Genomic DNA, 18,320 nt, shown 5'->3' with positions numbered 1-18,320 from the left:
GGTACTTAAATCGATAAAAATCCTTCTATAAAAACACTGAAACTTACCATTAAATTTTGATTTATCATACAAATGCGCATAAACCCGAGCTTCGGTAAAACGGCATAAATCCGAGTAAACAAATTCGCTAATTCCGTTGAGATTTGCCTATAATGTCATATCCGTTATAACAAAAACACATATCTAAACGCGGGCTATTTAAGAGGTTTGTATGAAAGAGATTCCAATCGATCTAAAGCAATTACGTTACTTTGTGCACATTGCCGAATTTGGGAGTTTTACCAAAGCGGCCAATTTTCTGGATGTGGCACAACCGGTCTTGAGCCGTCAGATTCGTAAGCTTGAGGTGGATCTTGGGCAAAACCTCTTGATTCGCGATGGGCGTGGCGTGTCACTTACCGACTCGGGCGCCGTGCTACTTGAGCATTCTCGCGGAATTTTGCACCAGCTTGAGCGCGCCTTTGAAGATGTGACTCGCGGGCAACTCTCGGGGCATATCTCTATGGGGCTTCCCCCAACGCTTGCGCGAATTTTTTCCGTCCCGATGACCAAAGATTTCCATGAGCTCTTGCCGGATGCGAATCTTGTGATCACGGAAAAACTTTCCGCTTCGATTGAGGAGGAGATTATTACCGGAAAGCTCGATATGGGCGTTCTTCATAATCCCACCCGCTCGCCGGAGCTCGATATCTTTATGCTCGCCAAAGAAAATCTCTTTTTAATGGCGCCGAAAGAGCTCAAATTTAAAACGACTAAAAAAGGGGTGTCGCTCGAAGAGGTCTCGAAACTGCCGCTCATCTTGCCAAGTTACCCCAATAGCTATCGCCTTTTAGTTGAGATGCAGATGGCGAAAATTTCCGCCAAACCCCGCGTGATTTTAGAGATGAATAGCGTCAACACCATTTTAGAACTTGTCGCTGAAGGGATTGGTTGCGCCATTTTTTCCAGTAAAACGCTCGAAATTATCTCCGAGAAAGATCGGGAACGCCTACAATCGCACTGCATTCACTCGCCGCACGTGGTGAGCCGTATCTATATGGCAACCTCGAATAAACGCATTATCACGAAAACGCAAAAAACGATGCTCAATATTATTCGCAATCTCTGCGATTCACACTTTAATATTATTGAGTAACGGGATTTGGCGTTAAAAATGCGAATACTCTACCTAAATCTTAAATATTAAAGCCTTGCGATAAAAAGAGGCTACAATAGAGAAATACGTTCATTTCGGAGATTTTCATGACGCATTCACACCCCGCTCGTGTCGAATTACAACAATTTTTAAATGACGCGCCCATCTCCCGATTTCAATGGGGGATCTTTATTCTCTGTTTTTTAGTGGCGCTCATCGATGGTTACGATACCGCCGCGATTGGCTATATTGGCCCAAGTCTTCTAGCTGAATGGAATATTGAAAAAGCGGCGCTCGCGCCTGCAATGAGTGCTGGGCTCTTCGGGATTGCGTTAGGTGCGATCTTTTTTGGCCCCGTGGCTGACCGATTTGGCCGGAAAAATGTCCTCCTCATCTCAGTGCTTATTTTTGCGATTGGCACCATCATCTCCGCCTATTCCACTACGCTCCAATTTTTAGAGATTATGCGCTTTATTACCGGGATTGGACTCGGTGCCGCGATGCCAAATGCGGTCACCCTTTTTAGTGAATACTGCCCAAGTAAACGCCGATTTTTCCTCGTGAACACGATGTTTTGCGGCTTCCCGGTTGGCGTTGCTCTCGGCGGGTTTCTCGCCTCCTATCTCACTCCAAAATTTGGCTGGCAATCGATTCTCTTTGTTGGAGGCATTGCTCCGCTTTTTCTTCTGGTTTTAATGCTCAAAAAGCTACCGGAATCGGCGCGCTATCTGCTTCATCAAACGAAAAATGACCAAAACAATCAAAATCGAGAGGAGATTCAAGTAAAGATTCAGGCAAAGATTCAACGTATTATGACGCAGATTGCTCCGCTCCCCGCGCCTTGTGAATTTTATCTCGATGAACCGAAAAAGAGCTCGGCAAAGCAGGGGATCGCCACGATTCTTTCCAAGCATTACATCATTGGCTCGATCCTATTATGGATCACCTATTTTATGGGGCTGGTGATCTTTTATGGAGTCATCAATTGGATGCCGATTCTCTTTAGTGATCTGAATCTCTCCGCCGGCACCGCTAAAATTGTCACTGCGCTCTTTGCGGTGGGAGGACTTGGCGCGATTGCAAATGGATGGCTCATGGATCGCTACAATCCCGCACTTTTAATTATGGCGTGCACATTTTTAACGGCACTTAGCGTTGGACTCATTGGTTATTCCATCCGCCTTGAGCTTGCATTTTTAGTGGGCATTACCCTCTTTTCGGGACTGGTGATGAATACGGCGCAATCCTCACTGCCCTCCTTTGCCGCGAACTTTTATCCCACCGAAGGGCGCACAACGGGCGTCTCATGGATGCTCGGAATTGGCCGCTTTGGTGGCATCGCGGGCTCTTATTTAGTCGCCGCGCTCACCAGGCGCAATCTCTGCTTACTCGATATTTTCTTGATTTTGGCACTTCCCGCTCTTATCGGGACGATCGCCATGCTCGTTATCTATTTTCGCTACTACCACAAACCACTATCATAAACTGCTCTCCTAACGCCGATCTTTCGAGCGTTTTTTAATTAGCCCTTCCCCATCATGTTTATGAAGGCGCATAAAGACAAAGGAAGAGGCAAAAGTGAAAAAGGCGACGGTGCCAAAGGTGAATTTAAATTGCGCCATTTTGGTTGCCTCTGGCACAAAATGCGGATATAGATTGAGAAGGAGCGCACTTAATGCCACGCCTAAACTTAAAGCAAGCTGCTGATTGACCACCATTAAGGTACTGCCCGCGCTCACATGATCGGGGCGAAGACGCGCGATTGTTAGGGTATTCATCGTGCTAAATTGGCATGAATTGGAAAATCCCGCCAAAAACAGCAACGCCATAAACCCCGGCTTACTGAGCGATTCGCCAAGGTAGGCGATCGCGCTAATAATGAGCGTTAAAATCATGGTATTGACCACCAGCATCGGGCGATATCCAATCCGGCGCAGAAGATGGGGGATAAATGGTTTTGCTGAAAGGCCGGCAGCGGCGATCGGGATCAGCATAAATCCCGCTTCACTTGGTGAATATCCTCGCGCAACCTGCAGATAGAGCGGCACCAAAAATGGAATGGCGCTCATGCCTAAACGCGCCACTAAATTCCCCGTCAGTCCAACACGATAGGTACGAATCAGCCACAGCTTTGTGGGAAAGAGTGCCTTTTCATAAAAAGCGGCGTAACGCCAATAGAGCGCAAACAGCGTCCCACCTAAAATAAGCCCAATTAAAGCACCGACGAGATGGCCTCCATGCCCTAACCGATCAAACCCGTAGACCGACAGAAAAAGCCCCGAGCTAAAGAGCAAAAATCCTTTCAGATCGAGTTTCGAACAACGTTCTTTAAGATTGGGCATAAAGGAGAGCCCTGCGATAAACGCGAGCGCCCCGATGGGCAGATTAATTAGAAAAATCCAGTGCCAGCTCGCCACTTCCACAATATATCCCCCCAGCATCGGACCGATTAAAGGGCCGATGAGTGCAGGCATTACAGCAAAATTGAGTACCGGCATAATCTCATCACGGGGATAACTTTTAATCAGCGCTAAACGTGCCACTGGCGTTAAAAATGCCCCGCCCAATCCTTGTACCATGCGCCCGCCAATGAGCGCGGTTAAATTAGGCGCAAGCGCACACAATAGCGAACCCAGAGTAAAGAAAAAGATCGCCGCAGAAAAGAGTGTTTTGGTGCCAAATCGATCGGCCAAATACCCACTAATGGGGGTGAAAATCGCTAAAATTAACGTATAACTAATCACCACCGAGTGCATCGTTAAGGGGGAGGCGTTGAGATCATAGGCGATCGATGGGAGTGCGGTATTGAGAATGGTGGTGTCGAGCATCTGCATAAAGATGGCCACCGCCAGCAGATAGGGGAGAAATCGTTTCGTGCGAACGGAGAGCGTTTCAGCGCGATCTAGCATGCAAATTCCTAAGGTCAATAATGATCATTTTTGATTAACCCTTAAAGTATAGTGCCTCTTGCCGTGCTTGGTTAAATATATCTGTTATAAAGCGGTAACATGGCGATTTTCGGTTGATCTTTTCATCAAAGTAGCGCAGAATAGACCGCTTGAGTTGGTTGGATAATCGCTAGTTGCAAAATTAGAGGAAAGTCCGGGCTCCGCGGATCAAGGTGCTAGATAACGTCTAGGCAGTGTGAGCTGACGGAAAGTGCTGAAGAAATTAGACCGCCGATTTATCGGTAAGGGTGAGAAGGTGCGGTAAGAGCGCACCGTACACGAGGCGACTTTGTGTAGCTGAAGTAAACCCCACCTGGAGCAAGACCAAATAGGAGTACATGTGGCGTGATCCGTGCCGTACTCGGGTAGGTTGCTGGAGGTAGAGAGTGATCTCTATCCTAGATGAATGATTGTCCTCGACAGAACCCGGCTTACAGACCAACTCAACCTTTTATTTTTTGATCGATCGCTATGGAATCTATCGAAACACTCTTAAAAAAAGGGCAAATTCGACTTGCCCATCTCCCTAATCCTAAATTTGAAGCGGAAGTGATTTTAGCGCACCTATTAAAGGTCAATCGCGCGCATTTTATCGCGTTTCCCGAAAATAAGGTCGCAGAAGAAACGGCGATCATCTACGACGACTGGCTTGATAAGCGCGCCTCAGGGCTCCCCTTCGCCTATCTCACCGGTGAAAAAGAGTTTTATGGTCTCACCCTAAAAGTGACGAAAGATACGCTCGTTCCCCGCGATGATACTGAAATTATTGTAGATGCAGCGCTCGATTTAATTCCTGAAAGCGACCATTTAAATTCGCCTTGGAACATTCTCGATCTTGGTACCGGCACTGGCGCGATTGCACTCACGCTAAAAAAATATCGCCCCCATTGCCCTGTAACAGCCGTCGATTATAATCCCGATACGCTTCTCGTTGCGAAACATAACGCAGTGCAGAATCATCTCGATGTCACTTTTATTCAAAGCGATTGGTTTAGCAACGTTAAAGGGCGATTTGAACTCATTGTCTCCAATCCTCCGTATATCGATCCGCTCGATCATCACTTGCAAGACGATGGCGTTAAACATGAGCCGATTCGTGCGCTTGCCGCAGAAGACAGAGGTCTTGCGGATCTTAAAACCATCATCAAAACCGCGCCCGATTTCCTTACCCAAAATGGTTGGCTCCTTCTAGAACATGGATACGATCAAGGCCCATTTTTACGCGAATACATGGAAGTGGTTGGCTATCAATCAGTGCAAACACTTAAAGATTATGGGGATAATAACCGCGTCACTTTAGGACAATGGACAACAGCAGTCTAAATAAGAACTGATTCGCCCTGCCCATTATCGACCATTCTCCATCACCCATAAAAAAGCCTGAGACATTAAATCATCTCAGGCTTTTCTCATTCTCTACAGATATGCGATTACGCCATCACGCTCGGGCGATGACCGCTCTCTAACGCCGCAATGCGCTGCTCTAATGGCGGATGCGTACTGAAAAGATTGCCAAATTTACCGCTTACACCAAACGCCGCAAATTCACCCTCAAGCTCCGCACTTGGATTTGCACCACGACCGAGCGCTTTAAGCGCTGAGATCATCTGAGCGTTTGAGGTCAGTTTCGCACCGCCTTCATCTGCACGATATTCACGATAACGGCTAAATCCTGAGGTGATAATCGACGCCAAAATCCCAAAGAGAATTTGCATAACCATCGTCACCATAAAGTACGTTCCTTGCGAAATCTCACCATCATTATTACGTGCAACTACTTGAGCAATCACCCGAGCAAAGAACATCACAAAGGCGTTCACCACCCCTTGAAGTAACATCATCGTTACCATGTCACCATTTGCTACGTGCGCCATTTCATGCCCGATGACCGCCTCTAATTCATCACGATTCATTGAATGAATCAGCCCGGTATTGATCGCCACCAGTGATGAGTTTTTAGTCGCACCCGTTGCAAACGCATTGGGATTGGGATCATCAAAAATTCCGATTTCAGGCGTTTTAATACCAAGCATCTGCGCCTGACGCGTCACAACGCTCACATACCACGCCTCAAATTCATTACTGGGTGATTCGATCACGCGCACACCCATCGCTCGTTTTGCCATCCATTTTGAGATAAGTAGCGAAAAGCCAGAGCCCGCCATACCCCACACCAAACAGAAAATAAAGAGCCCGCCATAGGTCGACGTTCCCCCTTTTGGCACAATGCCGAGCGCCTGTAACAGCACGAAGATCACTGTCACAATCGCAATGACCGCAATGTTCGTTAAAATAAATAGACCCACTCGTTTTAACATCGATTTAACCTCTTAGTTGTTGATATCGACTGTAGATTGTCAAAAAAGTTATAAATATATATCTACATATGCTGTTGCTAATTTTAGCATATTTTGGGGATTTTCAAGATTCTTATAATACTCATCACTTATCCGATATAATGATGTTTTCTCATCTGACTATCTCAGTATTTGGATTATGAATACAACAAAAAAATTGAAAATTGGAATCTTATTGCGCAACCGCCACGATGGCCCTGGTGGACTTGAAAAAGTGCTATCAATCGTAGCCGATGAGTTTAAAAAGCAAGGGGTATCACTCTACTTTTATGGTCTATATAAACCGTCATATCAAAATTTTACAAATAACTTTGAGAATATTTATTATTTAGCAACACCTTTAGCTCTACAAAAAATTATAAAGTTTTTTCCAAAAAAAGCGCAAAGAGCCATTCACAAACTCTTTGTTCGCTGTAAAGGCTACACCCTATTCAAGAAGATGGGAGAAGATCAAATTGATGCTCTTATTACATTAGACCTATCAAAACAATTTTTAAAAAACTATTCTTTTCTCAAAACGTTTAAGAATAAATATAAGATTCCTTTGGTTTCTTGGGTTCATAGCTCATTAAGCAACACTTCCCCTAAACTTCAAGCGAAAATTCAAAATAAAATAGAAATCTTCGATATGCACCTTGCTATCAGCCAAGGTATTGCAAACGAAATTGCAACCCTATATAACCAACACAATACTCATGTAATCTATAATCCTATTGAAGATGCTCCTCTCCTTCCAAGAAAAAATAATGCCTTCGTATACATCGGACGAATTGATGCTAATAAACGAGTTCATTCATTACTTAAGGTACTTCAAAATCTACAAGGCGATTGGCACTTAGATATTTACGGAAGTACCGGCTCAGAAAATAGTGATGACGCTTTTAGAGAATATATAAACTCTTTAAATTTAACACAAAACGTAACTTTCCATGGATGGGTTAATAACCCCTGGGAGCATATAGAAGAGGCTGGTGTGCTACTACTAAATTCTAAACAAGAAGGTTTTGGACTCGTTATTGCTGAAGCAATGATGCGTGGAATACCTGTTCTTTCGAGCAACTGTCCTGTTGGTCCTGCTGAATTGATACAACATGGGACTAATGGTTGGCTCTACCCCATTGACGCTGAATATCAAATTAAAGGCATATTACAAAGCATTTTAAACAACTCTACAGAACTACCTGATCCATTATTAATTCAAAATAGTGTTCAACAATACGGGACACAAAGCTATTTAAATAATTTTATCGAAAAAATCAATCATTATGTAATAGAAAACAAATAGGGAGCACCTATTATGCTCCCTATTTACTAAGAACTTCTCGTGCTTTAATTAAAAAACTATCGAAGGCGCTTCACATTCTATTCTTACGCTATTACGCTCGAGCATTAATGCAATTGCCAATGACGACCAAATAACGGGTAACCAATCCGCATCGAACAAAGAAGCATGGCTATTAATCGGCATAATGGCAAGAAAAGCGACCAAAAACCATGCGTTACCTTTTCTTGCCACAAGCACCATATACAACAAGTATCCACATAATAAAATATAGGGTATTAGACCAATGATCCCTGTTTCAATAAGTACTTCTAATAAGTGCAAATGAACATGGTGTACTTGTTCAAAGATTTTATAATCATCCGGATATGTCTGATAAACCTTATCAAAAGCTCTAACACCTAGTCCATTTACCCAATAATTGGGGATTTGCTCAATCGTAACGTGCCAAATATTGGTTCTCATCGAAGTAAATCGATCTAAAAAATCCTGATTTTGGCTAACCGTCGTTGTCTGTTTAAACCGCTTTTGAATCGTATCGGATTGAACCGCGATTCCACCTGCAATCACAAGCAAAACGAGCGAAATACCAATAAAACGCAATTTGCGTTTAATCCAACCCTTCTTCATGGCAACCAGCACAAATAAGAACATACTAACAAAAAGCGATACAAATCCTGCTCTTGCCCCGCCCACTAATACCGTCAAGATAAGCATCACTAAAATAATCGGTGTCAAAATCAAATATAGTGTTTTCTTCTCTTGAATTCGTTCTGCTAAATAAAAGAAAACAAGGGGAGAAAGCGTCGCAACAAAATAACTTAGATGATAGCGCTCACCAAAGATTCCTCTTACTCGACTATTTGAAGGAAGCGGGTTATGACCATAGATATTAAAATGAAACAGCCAGTGACTCATTGCATCAACACAGATAAAGACCATAAACCAAAACATAACGGTTTCAAATCGTTTCTCACTTTTTTCATTATTAACCATAAATAAAGCAATAATACTAAAGGCACTATAACGAACCATACGCCACAATGCATGAGACGTTTTTGCTGGATCAAGAGAGTCGATGAGAGAGATTAAACCGGGAATAAAAAAGACTAAAAACACGTAGATATATCGGCTTTTAACAAGCTCATTCCAGATCAGTTTGGGGCGATAAATAAAATAGCCCAAACCAATTAAAAATACTAACGTCGGAATAATACTAATTCCTCTAGGAAAAAGAGGAATAGCCATAAACATGGCAATGAGTAAAAGATAACTATTGCGAATAAACCAGGTATTTTTCAAACCAAGGCTCCAGATTTGATACTTAATGAAATGAATAAGTAGGATATTATACAGAGTTAAAATAAAGAGGCACAAAAAAACCTAGAAACATGAACGCTTCTAGGTTTTGATTTTGATCGATCTGATCGTGAGAAATTACGCAGTTGCTTTGCGTGATAATTTCTCTTTGATACGTGCTGCACGACCTGCGCGCTCACGGAGATAGTAAAGTTTCGCGCGACGAACGTCACCACGTCTTTTAACTTCAACACCCGCAATCATTGGGCTGTAAGTTTGGAAAGTACGCTCCATGCCTACACCGTGAGAAATTCTTCTTACGATGAATGCTGAACCTAATCCACGGTTACGTTTTGCAATTACAACGCCTTCGAAAACCTGAAGACGCTCACGCTCTCCCTCTTTTACCCGTACTTGTACTGCAACAGTATCACCAGGGTTAAATTCAGGAAGCTCTTTACCTTGCATCGCTTCTTGCTCTAACATCTGAATAATATTCATAATTATAAACCTTTAATAAAAACCAACTAGCCTAAATTCGTACTAAGCAAAGCATTATATACTATTGCTCAAATAAACGCACATTTATTTAGATAAATAGGGAAACATCGCCTTGACCTTGGCGAATAATTTCGGGCATGCCATCGCTTAAATCAATGACGGTGGTCGGTTCCATCGAACAAGGGCCGCCATCAATCACCGCATCGACTCGATTGCCAAGCACATCATCGACTAAACTCGGAGTATTGAGCTCATAGAGTTCCATATTCGGGACTTTAAGCGTTGCTGACATTAGCGGAGAACCTAGCTCATCGAGGAGCGCTTGCGTGATGGGGTGATCGGGCATTCGCAACCCCACCGTATCTCGTTTTGGCGTCAACAATCGTTTTGGTACCTCGCGCGAACCCTTTAAAATAAAAGTATATGCCCCCGGCAATACCGCTCTCAACAATCGATATTGGCGATTATCGACAAGTGCATATTGCGATAATTCCGACAGGTCGCGACACACGAGCGAAAAATAGTGTACCTGCTTACTCTCAGCCCGAATTTGAATAATCCGTTCCATACCCTTTTGATTCCCGACCATACAGCATAGCGCATAATTGGAATCGGTGGGATAGACAAGCACGCCATCTTTTCGAAGAATATCCGCTGCCATCTTGATATTTCGCGGCTGAGGATCAACGGGATGAATATTAATTAGCATGTGTCTCCTCCTGAAATTTTTGATAATTTTGACGAAACCATAATAAAGCGATCAGAGTCGATGCATTATCGAGACGGTTTTGATCAAGTAATTGAAACGCCTCTTCCCTAGCGAGGGTAAACGCACGAATATCTTCATGCTCATTTTCAACGCCAAACACACCGCCGGCATTTTCAAGCGAACAGATCCCTAAATAGAGAAACAGTTGCTCAGTACTTCCGCCGGTGGAGCTAAAATAATGATGCATCGGAATTAATTGATCAATCGTGACACCGGCCTCTTCAAGCGCTTCACGGCGCGCCAAAGCCTCTCGATCCTCGCCTTCTTGATCCATAATACCCGCAACAATCTCGTAAGTCCACGGCGATTCACTCTTCTCATAGAGCGGAATGCGAATCTGCTCAATCAACAGAATTTCATCCCGTTTCGGATCGTATAACAAGACACCTACCGCATCTTGACGCTGCACAACTTCACGAACAACGTCATAATTCATACCACCATCAAAACGTTTATGATCAAACGTCACTTTATCGAGTTTGAAAAACCCATTATATGCACGCTCACACGCTTTAATGGTGATATCTTTATTAGTAAACGTCCCTTTTTTAACCACCCGCTTCATTGCACCCTCTCTATTATTTCATAATAAAAAAGCCATTATGGCATGCCATAATGACCTTTATTACAACTATTTTATTACACGTTAATTGACAGATTATCGTATAGAGAAATAAGTAATCGAATTGTAATCGTTAATGAATTAACGACCCCAAGAGCGAACGGTACCGCTATCAATATGAACAAATGCTGAACGGCTGTAATAACCTACGCCACCGGCTTTAAGCGATAACGCCGCGTTACGAAGATTTCGTGTGGAAACGCCTGGCATACGAATATCGATCGCTTGACCTTTCATGTGGAAGCTCTGTTTTGCCACCCCGCCCATCGTACGGCGAAGCATGGCATTGGTTTGAGGTGAGCGATATCCGCTTAATCCATGAACCGGTTTACCATATTCTAATTGAAGGCTTAATGCATACAATTGATCGAGTACATGCGGATCATATAGTTTTGCTGTATTAGTACGACGATCGCGAAGTGCCCAAGACAGCTCATCGAGCGATTCTTTAATGTACCCTTCTCCAGGGATCCAGTAAGTCACCCGTGAAGTTTCCCCTAATGCGGGGGTAAAAATAGTCAACTCGCGCTCTTTGCTAAACGCTTGTTTTGCCATCGCAGGCTGAAGACCAAATAATCCTAATGCCGCACAACCGGCTAAGATTCCAGTTGATTTTTTAAGTAGATCGCGACGGTTTTCACAAACAAGCTCGTTATGAAGCTGAATATAACGTTCGACGGTTTGATCCTTCTCTTCTGAAATCATGCGTAAGTACCTCTAATTTTTACTCTGTCAATTAAACATATTTATTTATTAAATAATGAGCTTTGTATTTTAACTTCTGAGCATTCATTTAGCAACTATTTTCATTTAGAAATCTGGTGGTGAAATGATCCGAAGCAAATAAGCATGCTATAATATTTAACCATATATTTATATAGGATATATTAACTTATATCAATAACTTAAAGAGACAAGATGGATCTACAGCTCGAAAAAATCAAAACGCCTCCCCATTCAATTGAGGCAGAACAGGCCGTCTTAGGCGGTTTACTTATCTCCGCTGAGGCTTGGGATAAGATTGATGGAATGTTAACTCCCGGTGATTTTTATCGTAAAGATCATCGCCAAATTTATGAAGTTATTGAGGATCTCTACAAGAATGTAAAGTCCGTTGATATTTTAACTGTTGCCGATCAATTAGGGCAACAAAATCTGCTTGAAGAGGTCGGTGGTCGCCCCTATCTAGCTACGCTTGCGCAGGATATGCCGAGTGTTAGTAACATTGTTGCGTATGCGAAAATTGTGTACGAGCGCTCGGTGGTTCGCCGTCTTATTGCCGTCGGTACGAATATTGCCGATTCTGGTTTTAACCCGGATGGTCGCACGCCCGATGAGCTGATTCAATTTGCCGAACAAGCGGTATTTGCTATTGCCGAGCAAGGGGCAAAGAGCGATCAAGGTTTGACTAATATCCGCGATGTGATGGAGCATGCCCTTGAGCGAATCGATGAGATGGCGAAAGCGGAAGATGGCATCACCGGAGCACCGACGGGATGGAGTCAATTCGATGAGATGACCTCCGGACTTCAAAATGGCGATATGATTATCGTTGCAGGCCGTCCGTCGATGGGTAAAACCACACTTGCGATGAATATGGTTGAACGCGTGGCGATGTATACCCGTCAACCGGTGGCAATTTTCAGCTTAGAGATGCCGGCAGAACAGCTTGTGATGCGGATGTTCTCTTCGCTTGGTTCGATTGAGCAGGGGAAAATTCGTAGCGGAAAACTCGATGATCTCGATACAAAAAAACTGAGTGATGCCACAAAAACGCTCGCCAATACGAAGATCTTTATTGATGATACGAGTGGCCTTAGCCCCTCTGAAGTGCGTTCGCGCGCGCGCCGATTACAACGTGATCACGGCCAACTGGGACTTGTGATGGTGGACTACCTTCAATTGATGAGTATCCCCGGAATGAGTGATCAGCGGGTAGCGGAGGTTTCGGAAATTTCACGCTCGTTAAAATTGATGGCTCGTGAACTGAATGTTCCGGTTATTGTCCTTTCACAGTTAAACCGTAGCCTTGAGCAACGCCCTAATAAACGCCCAGTAATGAGTGACCTGCGTGACTCAGGGGCGATTGAGCAGGATGCGGACTTGATCTGTTTTATCTATCGCGACGAGGTTTATAATGAAGACTCACCGGAAAAAGGGGTTGCGGAACTTATTATCGGGAAGCAACGGAACGGCCCAATCGGTACAGTAAAACTTGCGTTCCAAGGGAAATACTCACGCTTTACCAACCTGGAAACCCGTGATTATAGCAATTCATTCCAAGATTTCGACGAAGAATAAGAGGATTTATATGGCGAGATACCAACTACGATTTCAGTCTTTTTTAGATCATATTGATCAAAATAGCACGAAAAAACGGCTCGCCAAACTCCTTAATCTTAGCGATGAAGCGCTCGATCTCTATCTTAATGATCAACCTAATCCGCCACTCTACAAAAATCTTAGCGAAACGGAAGCCTCAATTTTACAAACAAAACTGGCCGACATCGGCATTCAAACCGAGGTAACAATAATGTCTAATCCAAACGAAAAAGATACTCTCCACCAAGCACCGCTACCAAAAAATTCAAATAAAGCGGCGCTCGTTTTTACCATTCCCATGATTATTGGGCTTGCCGCGCTGAGCGGTTTTCTCTATATGCAGATTGGTAAATTAACCGAGAGCAATGCAACGCTTGAAGAACGTAACTATCAGCATGTTGTCACAGAAAGTAATCTCAAAAAAGAAAATACAAATATTAAAAAGAGCTTGGAAAATCTGGGCTTAGATAAGATTGAGTATGAGCAGATTGTACCAGGATGCCTCTCTGAGGGTTCGGAATCGACTGTAACGGCGCTTGTGACAGAGCATTTCCCAAACCACATCAAAAAAGATAATCCTGAATTAAACCTCACCTATAAAGCATTACTACAGGGAGAAGAACTCTATTTTGATGCGGGACGAAATAAACGTCTTTGCCGATTGATTGTAAGCTATGATGCTATGAATGAGGCCTCTGAAACGGAAGAGATTGCGATGGATCTCCTATTTGAATCCACTCTGCCTGAAACCAACAAACTCAATCTTTCAGTTTTAAAATATGGATTTATCGGTAAAGTCGTTCGTGATGCCATTCCTAATAATTCAACTGAACCAGTCGCCGAGTAGTTCTATATAACATAGAATTCAAGCTCATTAATCTCCATTCATCAAAGCCCTGCACGCCATAAACTGCAGGGCTTTTTTACGCTCAAACTATTCCTTAAAACTTAACCATTTGATATTAAAGTGCTTTTATGGTTTATTAGAGTCCCTTATCCATCTAAAAACTTATTCAATATCAATATATTATGAAGCATTCAACATCCCCCATCGTTCGATTATTTACTCCTCTCTTTGCGCTATTCCTACCCTTATTATTGTACGCAAATCCTCCCCTTCAACATGGTTCCAATTTCCTCGAAGCACATGAGGATACGATCAATATCGAGCATTACTATATCAGTGAAAAGCTCGATGGTGTCCGCGGTTATTGGACCGGAAAACAATTATTAACTCGACAAGGGAACCCCATTCCTGCGCCCGATTGGTTTACTGAAAACTTCGGCTCTATTCCACTTGATGGAGAGCTATGGATCGATCGCGATCAGTTTGAAAGAGTCTCTGGAATTGTTCGAACGAAAGCGCCAAGTGATCACGATTGGAGAGAGGTACAATTTATGATCTTCGATCTCCCCAATTACCCCGAGCCTTTTAGTGAACGAGTAGTAAAGATGAGAGAGATCGTCACTGAAAAAAATGTTCCATGGCTCAAAAAGATTCCTCAAATTCAAGTCAATACCATTGATGAGATGCATCAATATCACCAAGAGATTATTCAAAAAAGAGGCGAAGGCTTAATGCTCCATCATCAAGATGCCTATTATCATTCAGGTCGTGTGAACCATCTCTTAAAAGTTAAAGAACATCATGATGCGGAAGGCATAGTGATCGAGCATTTCGAAGGAAAAGGAAAGTTTAAAGGAATGCTCGGATCCATGCTAATTGAAATTAAAAATGGAACGCAATTTAAGATTGGATCAGGATTTACTTATGAAGAAAGAGAGAACCCACCAGAGATTGGTGAATGTATCACCTTCCAATATAATGGATATACCAATAATGATATTCCGCGCTTTGCACGATTCTTACGGATTCGACACGATCGGGACAGTCAAACCTGTTTAGAATGATCTCCTCGCTCCTTTTTCCGCACCTCCGTCCTTCCCTTACACTTCCATCGTTTCCAGTCTCTCGTTGTTATTTTCACTTTTTCTCCGGGCAAAAGAAAAAGCCTCTAGCTGTATTATAAGCAGACGAACTATTCTAGCAACTTTTTTTGATCTGTCAACTCTATTTTAAAAGTTTTTGTGTTCGAAAATCGATCAACTTAAAACTCGTAAAACAGACCGTTTAATCAACGCCTCAAATCAACTTGAGGGGATAAAAACGAAACTGACAAACCCAATTGTTAAAGTGCCAATCTTGCAAACTCCGCTAATTTACTCATGAAACTAACCTCGCCGCTTGGAAGATTTTTTGTTCTCTGCCGAAACAGGTGATCAATTATAGCGAAGATTTAGATTACGTCAACACCAAATTTGAAATAAATTCACATTTGCTTACAAGTTGCGCATTCATGATCGTTATCACATTGTTTTATATGAACTGACTCACATTAATGAGCCCGATCAACATTCGCTTGATCACGAAACGAACGACCAGTGTAACAATTTCATAACTGACTGTCAAAAGAGGTATTAAACGATTCTGATAGAGAAATTTTACTTTCTGCATCAACGAAAAACCGTTATCCTTGAATTTCCAAAAACAGACCCTATATATATAGCTAGCTCTATACATAGCTATATATGCACCGAAAATAGGTGTAGTTGAAAGCCGTCGCTTTGATTGTATATACTGCTAACGGTACATTATATGGCTTTGTAAAATGGACACTTTGGAGAGGCGCGGAGAGACCTTTCCTACAACGCGCAGTGCTCGCTTTAAATGGCGATCTTCTAGCTATATTGATAGTTTATATGTACGAAATGCTCTGCACACTATCTATATGGGCACTGCCTCTTGAAACAATAACAGATGAGAACGTGTAATTATGTCAAACAATTCGAAAATCCTTTACACCAAGACCGATGAAGCGCCGGCGCTTGCAACCTATTCCTTCTTGCCGATCGTAAAAGCGTTTACCAAAACGGCCAATATCGATGTGGATCTCAAAGATATTTCACTCGTAGGCCGTATTTTAGCGCTCTTCCCTGAGCGTTTAAACGATAATCAGCAGACAGAAGATGCGTTAAAACACCTCGGAGAACTGACCCAATTAGCCGATACTAATATTATTAAGCTTCCAAACATCTCAGCATCGATCCCGCAATTAGAGCGCGCGATTAAAGAGTTGCAAGAAAAAGGCTTTAACATTCCTGATTATCCGGGCGAGCCTAAAAACGATGATGAAAAAGCGATTAAAGCACGTTATGCCAAAGTATTGGGGTCTGCCGTAAACCCCGTTCTTCGTGAAGGAAACTCAGACAGACGCGCACCGAAAGCGGTTAAAGAGTTTGCGAAAGCAAATCCTCATCGCATGGGCGCATGGAGTCAAGATTCAAAAACACGCGTAGGCACCATGAGCGAAGGCGATTTCTATGCCTCCGAACAAGCGGTGACTCTCGATAAAGAGACCTCCTACACGATCGAGTTTGTCGGGACTGACGGCAGTAAAAAAGAGCTGAAAGGCAAAGCGCCACTTTTAAAAGGTGAAATCATCGACTCATCTGTCATGAATCTCAACGCGCTTAAAGCCTTTGTTGCTAAAGAAATTGCCAATGCAAAAGCGGACGGCGTTCTCTTATCAGCGCATCTTAAAGCGACCATGATGAAAGTTTCTGACCCGATCATGTTTGGCGCAATCGTTGAGGTCTACTTTAAAGATCTTTTCGAAAAATATGCTGATCTCTTTAAAGAGCTTGGGGTAAATACTCGCAACGGGCTTGGCGATGTCATTAATAAAGTGAAAGGTCACGCTAAAGAGGCTGAAGTATTAGCGGATATCGATAAGATTATTGCGCAAGGCCCCGATCTTGCCATGGTGGACTCCGATAAAGGTATCACCAACTTAAACGTTCCCTCGGATGTGATCGTTGACGCATCGATGCCGGCCATGATTCGTAACTCAGGCCAAATGTGGAATAAAGAGGGCAAAACTCAAGATACCATCGCACTCATTCCAGACCGCTGCTACTCGGGCGTTTTCCAAGCGACCATTGATGACTGTAAAGCAAACGGCGCGCTGGATCCTAAAACCATGGGAACGGTGCCAAACGTCGGTCTTATGGCGCAAAAAGCACAAGAGTACGGTTCACACGATAAAACATTCCAAGCGGAAGCCGATGGTACGATCAATGTCGTTGCGGAAGACGGCACAATTTTAATGAGCCAAACGGTCGAGAAAGGCGATATTTTCCGTATGTGCCAAGCGAAAGACGCGCCAATCCAAGATTGGATTAAATTAGCCGTCACTCGCGCACGCCTCTCCGAAACACCTGCAATTTTCTGGCTTGATGAGAATCGCGCTCACGACCGTGAAATGCTCAAAAAAGTGAATCTCTATCTTAAAGATCACGACTTAAACGGGCTTGATATCCAAATCATGTCACCGATTGAAGCAACGAAATACACGCTCAAACGCATCCGCGCCGGCCAAGATACGATCTCGGTCACCGGTAACGTACTTCGCGATTATTTAACGGACCTCTTCCCTATTTTAGAGCTCGGTACCTCTGCGAAAATGCTCTCCATCGTTCCATTAATGAAAGGGGGCGGACTCTTTGAAACAGGCGCCGGTGGATCAGCTCCAAAACACGTTGAGCAGTTTGTCAATGAAGGCTACCTCCGCTGGGATTCGCTTGGTGAATTCTTAGCGCTTGCAGAATCGCTCCATCATTTAGGCCGTACGCAAAATAATCCGAAAGCGACGGTATTAGCGAAAGCACTCGATGAGGCGAACAGTAAATTCCTGCAAAATGATAAATCACCAGCTCGTAAACTCGGTGAAATCGATAACCGAGGATCACACTTCTATCTTGCCACCTATTGGGCAGAAGCGCTTGCCAACCAAGATGACGATGCAGAGTTAAAAGCAACCTTCGCACCGGTTTATAAAGCACTCAGCGACAATGAAGCCACCATTAATGCAGAGCTCATCAGCGCGCAAGGCAAACCTCAAGATATCGGCGGTTACTACATGCCAATCACTGAAAAAGTGAGCCAAGCGATGCGCCCAAGCGCGACACTTAATGCAATCATCGATGGTATTGCATAACACGCCGACTGCTTCTAGCTAAGCATAT

15 protein-coding genes and 1 other RNA gene are annotated in these 18,320 nt (G+C 43.4%); 9 read left to right on the top strand and 7 right to left on the bottom strand.

From position 1 onward, the window contains the following. Positions 1–211 precede the first annotated feature (211 nt). Together OXI21_RS05115 and OXI21_RS05110 are read left to right on the top strand one after the other, a co-directional pair. On the top strand, positions 212–1,135 hold the full coding sequence (locus tag OXI21_RS05115; protein ID WP_279618486.1) for a LysR substrate-binding domain-containing protein: 924 nt from the start codon (positions 212–214) through the stop codon (positions 1,133–1,135). A gap of 107 nt (positions 1,136–1,242) precedes the next feature. Beyond that, a complete protein-coding gene (locus tag OXI21_RS05110; protein ID WP_279618485.1) occupies positions 1,243–2,619 on the top strand; it encodes an MFS transporter in 1,377 nt (458 codons plus the stop codon). A gap of 9 nt (positions 2,620–2,628) precedes the next feature. On the opposite strand, the gene OXI21_RS05105 is transcribed toward OXI21_RS05110, so the two are convergent. Then, a complete protein-coding gene (locus tag OXI21_RS05105) occupies positions 2,629–4,044 on the bottom strand; it encodes a DHA2 family efflux MFS transporter permease subunit (protein ID WP_279618484.1) in 1,416 nt (471 codons plus the stop codon). A gap of 150 nt (positions 4,045–4,194) precedes the next feature. On the opposite strand from OXI21_RS05105, the gene rnpB reads away from it, so the two are divergent. Together rnpB and prmC are read left to right on the top strand one after the other, a co-directional pair. Beyond that, an RNA gene (rnpB, locus tag OXI21_RS05100) (RNase P RNA component class A) lies at positions 4,195–4,533 on the top strand. A gap of 21 nt (positions 4,534–4,554) precedes the next feature. Beyond that, positions 4,555–5,406 (top strand): peptide chain release factor N(5)-glutamine methyltransferase, encoded by an 852-nt coding sequence (prmC, locus tag OXI21_RS05095; protein ID WP_279618483.1) that lies wholly within the window; start codon positions 4,555–4,557, stop codon positions 5,404–5,406. Between the two features lie 107 nt (positions 5,407–5,513). Here the strand turns inward: prmC and htpX are convergent, their stop codons facing one another. Further along, positions 5,514–6,401, bottom strand: coding sequence for a protease HtpX (htpX, locus tag OXI21_RS05090; protein WP_279618482.1), 888 nt, complete (start codon positions 6,399–6,401; stop codon positions 5,514–5,516). Between the two features lie 178 nt (positions 6,402–6,579). Here htpX and OXI21_RS05085 point away from each other — a divergent pair, with 178 nt between their 5' ends. Next, positions 6,580–7,725, top strand: coding sequence for a glycosyltransferase (locus tag OXI21_RS05085; RefSeq protein WP_279618481.1), 1,146 nt, complete (start codon positions 6,580–6,582; stop codon positions 7,723–7,725). Between the two features lie 48 nt (positions 7,726–7,773). On the opposite strand, the gene OXI21_RS05080 is transcribed toward OXI21_RS05085, so the two are convergent. The 5 genes from OXI21_RS05080 to OXI21_RS05060 form a co-directional block, all read right to left on the bottom strand. Beyond that, positions 7,774–9,024, bottom strand: a complete 1,251-nt coding sequence (locus OXI21_RS05080; RefSeq protein ID WP_279618480.1) for an O-antigen ligase family protein — start codon at positions 9,022–9,024, stop codon at positions 7,774–7,776. A 135-nt stretch (positions 9,025–9,159) separates the two neighbouring features. After that, positions 9,160–9,522, bottom strand: a complete 363-nt coding sequence (gene rplS / locus OXI21_RS05075; RefSeq protein ID WP_279618479.1) for a 50S ribosomal protein L19 — start codon at positions 9,520–9,522, stop codon at positions 9,160–9,162. A gap of 88 nt (positions 9,523–9,610) precedes the next feature. Further along, complete coding sequence (locus OXI21_RS05070) at positions 9,611–10,231, bottom strand: L-threonylcarbamoyladenylate synthase (RefSeq protein WP_279618478.1); 621 nt, start codon at positions 10,229–10,231, stop codon at positions 9,611–9,613. Beyond that, on the bottom strand, positions 10,221–10,856 hold the full coding sequence (locus OXI21_RS05065; RefSeq protein WP_279618477.1) for an NUDIX domain-containing protein: 636 nt from the start codon (positions 10,854–10,856) through the stop codon (positions 10,221–10,223). The genes OXI21_RS05070 and OXI21_RS05065 overlap by 11 nt, the downstream gene beginning before the upstream one ends. A 138-nt stretch (positions 10,857–10,994) precedes the next feature. After that, positions 10,995–11,618, bottom strand: coding sequence for a DUF882 domain-containing protein (locus OXI21_RS05060; RefSeq protein WP_279618476.1), 624 nt, complete (start codon positions 11,616–11,618; stop codon positions 10,995–10,997). Between the two features lie 213 nt (positions 11,619–11,831). Here OXI21_RS05060 and dnaB point away from each other — a divergent pair, with 213 nt between their 5' ends. From dnaB to OXI21_RS05040, 4 genes are all read left to right on the top strand, one after another. Beyond that, positions 11,832–13,214, top strand: coding sequence for a replicative DNA helicase (dnaB, locus tag OXI21_RS05055; RefSeq protein ID WP_279618475.1), 1,383 nt, complete (start codon positions 11,832–11,834; stop codon positions 13,212–13,214). Between the two features lie 10 nt (positions 13,215–13,224). Continuing rightward, positions 13,225–14,082, top strand: a complete 858-nt coding sequence (locus OXI21_RS05050) for a hypothetical protein (protein ID WP_279618474.1) — start codon at positions 13,225–13,227, stop codon at positions 14,080–14,082. Positions 14,083–14,264: 182 nt separating this feature from the next. After that, positions 14,265–15,146, top strand: coding sequence for a DNA ligase (locus OXI21_RS05045; protein ID WP_279618473.1), 882 nt, complete (start codon positions 14,265–14,267; stop codon positions 15,144–15,146). 923 nt (positions 15,147–16,069) lie between these two features. Further along, complete coding sequence (locus OXI21_RS05040; RefSeq protein WP_279618472.1) at positions 16,070–18,292, top strand: NADP-dependent isocitrate dehydrogenase; 2,223 nt, start codon at positions 16,070–16,072, stop codon at positions 18,290–18,292. Positions 18,293–18,320: the final 28 nt, after the last annotated feature.

The sequence above is a fragment of the Ignatzschineria sp. RMDPL8A genome (assembly GCF_029815055.1).
Lineage (GTDB): Bacteria > Pseudomonadota > Gammaproteobacteria > Cardiobacteriales > Wohlfahrtiimonadaceae > CALZBJ01.
This window is presented reverse-complemented; position numbering and strand designations above follow the sequence as displayed.